General features: G+C 72.0%; 5 protein-coding genes and 1 pseudogene. 2 read left to right on the top strand and 4 right to left on the bottom strand.

What is annotated here, in order from left to right:
- Together ABYX71_RS09985 and ABYX71_RS09980 are read left to right on the top strand one after the other, a co-directional pair.
- Positions 1-747, top strand: a pseudogene (locus ABYX71_RS09985) (hypothetical protein); the annotation flags it as partial.
- Between the two features lie 68 nt (positions 748-815).
- Positions 816-2,279, top strand: coding sequence for an undecaprenyl-phosphate glucose phosphotransferase (locus ABYX71_RS09980; RefSeq protein WP_372696351.1), 1,464 nt, complete (start codon positions 816-818; stop codon positions 2,277-2,279).
- A gap of 7 nt (positions 2,280-2,286) precedes the next feature.
- On the opposite strand, the gene ABYX71_RS09975 is transcribed toward ABYX71_RS09980, so the two are convergent.
- The 4 genes from ABYX71_RS09975 to ABYX71_RS09960 form a co-directional block, all read right to left on the bottom strand.
- Positions 2,287-3,207, bottom strand: a complete 921-nt coding sequence (locus tag ABYX71_RS09975) for a hypothetical protein (protein WP_372696350.1) — start codon at positions 3,205-3,207, stop codon at positions 2,287-2,289.
- 9 nt (positions 3,208-3,216) lie between these two features.
- Complete coding sequence (locus tag ABYX71_RS09970) at positions 3,217-3,639, bottom strand: lasso peptide biosynthesis B2 protein (protein ID WP_372696349.1); 423 nt, start codon at positions 3,637-3,639, stop codon at positions 3,217-3,219.
- Positions 3,636-3,938 carry a PqqD family protein gene (locus tag ABYX71_RS09965; RefSeq protein WP_372696348.1) on the bottom strand — a complete coding sequence of 101 codons (303 nt, stop codon included), beginning with the start codon at positions 3,936-3,938 and terminating at the stop codon, positions 3,636-3,638. Before ABYX71_RS09965 ends, ABYX71_RS09970 begins: the two co-directional genes overlap by 4 nt.
- A partial coding sequence (locus ABYX71_RS09960; RefSeq protein ID WP_372696347.1) for an ABC transporter ATP-binding protein occupies positions 3,935-5,717 on the bottom strand: 1,783 nt, incomplete at its 5' end. The genes ABYX71_RS09965 and ABYX71_RS09960, both read right to left, overlap by 4 nt.

Here is a 5,717-nt window from a genome sequence, read left to right as displayed (position 1 = left end):
GCCTACGGCGGGTTTCTCGCGTACGCCAGTGGCCGCTACCTGGCGGATCGCACGGCGCGCGCGTTGCTGATGGTGCTGGCGGCGGTGGGTGCGCTGGTGGTGTCGACCTCCACCACCGCCTACGCGCTGCTGGCGCTGTGGGTCGTGGCAATGCTGGTCGCATTGCCGCTGTCGCGGCTGATGGGTGGCGGCATGCCGCAGGGCGGGCGCAGCCGGCTGGCGGTGGCGGGGCTGGTTTTGCTGGCGGTGGCCGGGGCGGTCGGCTTCGTGCGTACCCATCAGGACGACATCCAGCTCGTCTACGAACGCAGCATCGCCGGCAAGACCGAAACGAGTTCCTTCGAGGACCGGACGGCGGCGGACCGCATGGGCTACGAGGCCTTCGAGACCACCTGGGGCATGGGCATTGGCCTGGGCAGTCACCGTCCGAGCACGCTGCCATCGGCGCTGCTTTCCAACGTGGGACTGGCCGGGACGCTGGCGTTTGTGGTGTTCATCGGCCTGTGCCTGCGGCGGTTCGGGGACACGGCGGCGTGGGTCCAGGGAGGGCGCGCGCTGTGGCCTTTTCGCGCCTTCACGCTGGGTCTGCTGGCCGCCCATGCGGTGTCCAGCCCAAGCATGAACAGCCCGTTGTTGTGGTTATCGCTGACGCTGAACCTGGCCCTCAGCGCGTACCCCGGCCTGTCTGACCAGGCGGTGGCCGGGCCCGCGTCCGAGCGGTCCTTTCCTGAGCCGGTGGCCATGTAGCCGCCGGCCGTGCACCGAAGAGGAGGCGTGCCCGCGACGTCGGGCGTTTGTGGATCAGGAGCTTTCGTATGTCGACGACTGCAACGGTTGCTGTTCCCGTGGAGCGCCGCTCCGGGCGGCCGCGGACTGCCCGTCCGACGGCACCCTGGGTGGCCGTGCTGGCGCTGCGCTGCGCCGAGACGGCGGCCTTCGCGCTGGCCGGCGTGCTGGCGTGGTGGCTGCACCCCGGCCTGGGGCCGATCACGCCGTTTTCGGCCGCCACCGTGGTGGTGGTGACCCTGGCGGCGGCCTGGATGTGCGAGCGTTTTGGTGCCTACCACCTGTCCTACGTGTTCAGGCTGCAGGCCGGATTGCGGCGCCAGCTGTACGCATGGACGCTGACCATGTCGACGCTGGTGGTGGGCGCCTACTCGCTGAACCTGTCCGACGCCTACCCGCGCCTGTGGGTGGGGCTGTGGCTGGTGCTGGGCACGGTGTTGCCGATGGTGGTGCGTACCGGGTTCTCCGGCCTCACGCGTCGCTGGATCCGTGAGGGTCGGCTGGCGCAGCGCACGGTCATCGTCGGCACCACCGACCACGGCCGCCTGCTGGCGCGTCACCTGCGCGGCTGTGAGGACATCCGCACGCGCATCATCGGCTTCGCCCACGACGAACAGCCGCCCGAGGAAGGCTATATCGACCAGGTGCGGGTGCTGGGCGACCTGGAGCACCTGGTTCGCCTGATCCGTCGCAACGAGGTCGACCAGGTCATCATCGCCCTGCCGTGGGCGCAGCGCGACCGCATCATGCGCACCCTGGCCGAGCTGGCCGACACGCCGGTGGACATCCGTCTGGCGCCGGAGCTGTTGCGGTTCGAGTTCCTGCGCCAGCGCGCCGAGATCGTCGGCGATGTGCCCCTGCTGCGGGTGCTCGATCGGCCGGTGTCCGGCTCGGCGGAACTGCTCAAGGCGGCGGAGGACCGCGTGCTGGGGAGTCTGCTGTTGCTGATGTTTGCGCCGCTCATGTTGCTGATCGCGGCGGCCATCAAGATTGATTCGCGCGGGCCGGTGTTCTTCCGCCAGACGCGCTACGGCTTCAACAACAACCTGATCAAGGTGTGGAAGTTCCGCACCATGTATCACCACATGACCGACGCCGCCGCCAGCATGCTGACGCAGCGTGATGATCCGCGCGTGACGCGGGTCGGCCGTTTCCTGCGCCGCACCAGCCTGGACGAGTTGCCGCAGCTGCTGAACGTCGTCACCGGCGAGATGTCGCTGGTCGGGCCGCGTCCGCACGCCCTGCAGGCCAAGGCCGGGGACCTGCTGTACCAGGACGTCATGCACCATTACGCGGCCCGCCATCGGGTGAAACCGGGGCTGACCGGCTGGGCGCAGGTGCACGGCTGGCGCGGTGAGACGGACACCCCGGAGAAGCTCACCCGGCGTGTCGAGCACGACCTGTACTACATCGACCACTGGTCGTTGCTGCTGGACATGCAGATTCTGCTGCGCACGGCGCGCGTGGTGTTCGGCGACAAGAACGCCTTCTAGCCGGGCGTCAGGTGTTCAGGGTGGCGAGCAGCGCCAGCAGGCGCTGCGCGTCGCCGGGCAGGCGCCGCGTGCCCCACGGCCGGCGCAGCCGGTACACCGGCACCGCGCGCACCAGCGCCGCGCAGTGGCCGAAGTGCCGGGCCCGATGTTCCATCGGCAGGTACTCGGTGCGGTAGGTGTGGGTCAGCAGCGCGGTCAGCGCGGCGGGCGCTTCCAGGCGGTCCATGACCGGCTGCGCGGCGGCCGGATCGGTTTCCAGGATCACGATGCCGGCCAGTGGCCGGGCGCCGGCCGGGCGTGGCCAGGGGGGAAACAGGGCGTGCTTGCCGAACGGGTCGGGTGGTGGGCAGTCGCCGAGCGCCAGCAGCGCACAGATTTCCGGGCTGACCCGCAGCCGGGCCAGTCCGGGCCAGGCGTGCGCGTGGCCGTCGTCCAGCACATCCAGCACGCACACGTCGTCGCACAGATAGCCGGCGCCGCTGGCGGCCATCGCCACGACCAGCGACGACTTGCCCGCGCCGGACGGGCCGGCGAAGGCCCAGGCCCGGCCGTCGACGTCCACGGCGCCGGCGTGCAGCGGCAGGCGCCCGCGCTGGTGCCACAGCGCGCCCAGCACGGAACCGAGCAGGAACAGCCGCAGCAGGCGATCGTCCGCGGCGGCGTCGCCGTCGGTGTCGGAGCGCTGAAAGGCGATGCGTTGCCCCTGGCATACGCTGAAGCGGGCGATGCGCGCCACATCCAGCAGGCAGCGCTCGCGGTCGGATGACCATGTCATGCCCCCGGGCGGGGCGCGGCCGCTGTCCGGTACCGCCCCTTCGCGCTCGTCGATGTGCACATCGACGGCCTCGCCCGCGGTCCGGGCGTCCAGCTCCGGCAGGACCAGGGGAGAGCGGAAGCCGAGTCCTGCCAGTTGGTAGTGGTGGTGCATCGTGCCTGCCTATCGAAACCCGGCCACCGGCGCGTAGGCGCCGCGTCCGCGCCCGCCGGTCACGGTGAAGTCACCGGCCCGCAGCCAGGCGTGGGCACACAGGCCCCCGCTGGTCTGGCGACCGAGCCCCAGGGTGAGCACGCAGGGCACGCGGCGCCGGCGCAGCAGCGTGCGCGCGGCCAGTGCCTGGCCCAGGCAGGCGGTGCGCAACGGCCCGCGTACCGCCAGCAGCTCCACCGCCCAGCCGACGTCCCGCGCCACCGCCATCTGCCGTGCCGACGGGGCGATGGTCGGGAGCGTGTCCGGCGCCCCCAGCGCCGCGGCCAGCCGTGGCCCGCGCAGCAGCACCGTCAGGTTGGCGCACATCAGCGCCACGGCGGCTTCGGCCAGCAGCCGGCGCTGCTGCCACGCACGTCGCCAGCGCCCGGTCATGGCAACGGCTCGATGAGCTGGTCGGCCCGCAACGACGCCAGGTAGGTGGCCACCTCCTCGGCGCAGCGCGCGGGGTCGATGTCGTATTCCTCGCACAGCGCCTCGCACAGTGCGGCGAGCGTGCGTGGCTGCTCCAGCAGCGCCCAGATGCGTGAGCCGACCTCGTTCATGGCGTGGTAGCGCGCCGTTGCCAGGTGCAGCAGCGCCGTCTGGCCGGGCGCCATCTGCGCCTGCACCACGCCCGCCGCCTGTTGCCAGCGAAGGTCGGAGCAAGCGCCAAGGGGAGCGGTGTCGTTCATTGCACGGGTCCTCGGTTGCCATACGCCGCCACCGGTGCGAGCGGTGGCCGGACGCGTGTGCTTGTGTCGCAGACCTGTCCGTCTCGCAGCACGATGCGCTGGTCGGCGTACCGGATCAGCGCCTGGCGGTGGGTGATCAGCAGCACCGTGACGCGGCCGCGCAGGTGTTCCAGCGCGTCGCCGATGCGGGCCTGGTTGTCCGCGTCGAGGGCGGCGGTTGCCTCATCCAGCACCAGCAGCAGGGGCTGGCGCAGCAGGGCCCGCGCCAGTGCCAGGCGCTGGCGTTCGCCGCCGGACAGGCGGGTGCCGCGCTCGCCGACCGCCGTGTCCAGGCCGTCCGCCAGGGCCCGCACGAAATCGGCCGCGGCGGCCATCTCCAGGGCGTGCCACAGGTCCGCGTCGCTGGCCTGGGGGGCGCCCAGGCGCAGGTTCTCGCGCACCGAGTCGGGCAGCAGGAAAGTGTCCTGGGGCACGTAGCCGACATGCCGCCGCCAGGCGCGTGCCAGGTCGACGGTCAGCGGTTGTCCGTCGATGCGCACGGTGCCGGCGTCGGCCGGGGTCAGTCCGAGCAGTACATCGGCCAGCGTGCTCTTGCCCGCGCCGGAGGGTCCGACCAGCGCCGTGCAGCGGCCGGCCGGCAAGGTCAGGCTGACGTCGTCGAGCGCCGGCCGCGCGGCACCCGGGTAGACCACGCTCAGGCCGTCTACGGTTACGCCGTGGCGCAGTGTGAAGCGCTCGCGACCGGAGGCGGCGGCTTCGCGCGCCTGCGCCAGGGTGGCCTCCAGCGCCCGTGCCTGCTGCCACGACGGCAGCGCGAACAGCAGTTCCTGGCTGAAGTTCTGCACCTGACCGAGGTAGGGCGCCAGGCGTGCCACGCAGAACACCAGCAGCAGCAGTGTCGGCAGGTCGAGTGCCAGGGGCCGGGCGCCCACGTATACGGCGCCGCCGAGCAGTGCCGCGGCCGCCAGCTGGAACCACAGGCTGCTCAGGGCTCGCAGGTCGGCGTAGCGCATGAACCCGGCGCGGGTGGCGTCCACGGTGGCGGCGAAGCGTTGGGTGTGGGCCTGCTCGGTGCCGAAGCTCTTGGCGACCTTGAGCCCGGCCACCAGGGCCGACAGTTCACGAAAGCAGGCCTGCCGGCTGTCGTTCAGTCGCCCGCCGAGCGACGCGGCCCGCCGCCGCTGGCCGTGCAGCGCCAGCATCAGCACCGCACCCGCCGCACCGACCAGCGCCGTCAGCGCGGGCGAGGCGAGGGCCGACAGCGCGAGGTAGACCGTGAACAGGACCGCCGCCTGTACCAGCAGGATCAGGCCCCATACGCCGGACTGGATGCGGTCGACGCCGGCGGTCAGCAGGTCCTCGATGTCGGCGCTGCGCAGCGTGCCGGTGACACTCCAGCGCGCCTCGCCGAGCGCCCGGTAAAGGCGCAGCCGGACCTGGTCGGCGAAGCGAAAGTGCAGGCGTGCCGTGTAGCGGTTTTTCGCATACACCAGCAGCGCACGGGCGCCGACCAGTGCCACGCACAGCAGCAGCACCGGGCCCAGCTGGCCGGGGATGCCGACCGCCGTCAGCAGGTCGCCGAACCGGCCGCTGGGCGGCGCGGAGCCTTGCAGCAGTTGCAGCGCGGGGACGAACACCAGCAGCGACACGCCTTCGGTCAGGCCGGCGGCCAGCAGCAGCGCCAGGCTGGTGGCCACCTCGCGCGGGTTGTTGGCCAGCAGCTCGCCGGCAAAGGCGCGCAGGGCGTGCCGCAGCTTCATGTCCGGGCCAGCCGTGCCT

The organism is Immundisolibacter sp., assembly GCF_041625615.1.
Taxonomy (GTDB): domain Bacteria; phylum Pseudomonadota; class Gammaproteobacteria; order Immundisolibacterales; family Immundisolibacteraceae; genus Immundisolibacter.
Note: the sequence above shows the minus strand (reverse complement) of the source record. Positions and strands in the feature narration are given on the sequence as shown.

What these genes read in the sequence shown, in the direction of transcription:
- ABYX71_RS09975 (WP_372696350.1), bottom strand. Translation starts at nt 3,207, where the DNA reads ATGCACCACCACTACCAACTGGCAGGACTCGGCTTCCGCTCTCCCCTG.
- ABYX71_RS09970 (WP_372696349.1), bottom strand. Translation starts at nt 3,639, where the DNA reads ATGACCGGGCGCTGGCGACGTGCGTGGCAGCAGCGCCGGCTGCTGGCC.
- ABYX71_RS09965 (WP_372696348.1), bottom strand. Translation starts at nt 3,938, where the DNA reads ATGAACGACACCGCTCCCCTTGGCGCTTGCTCCGACCTTCGCTGGCAA.
- ABYX71_RS09980 (WP_372696351.1), top strand. Translation starts at nt 816, where the DNA reads ATGTCGACGACTGCAACGGTTGCTGTTCCCGTGGAGCGCCGCTCCGGG.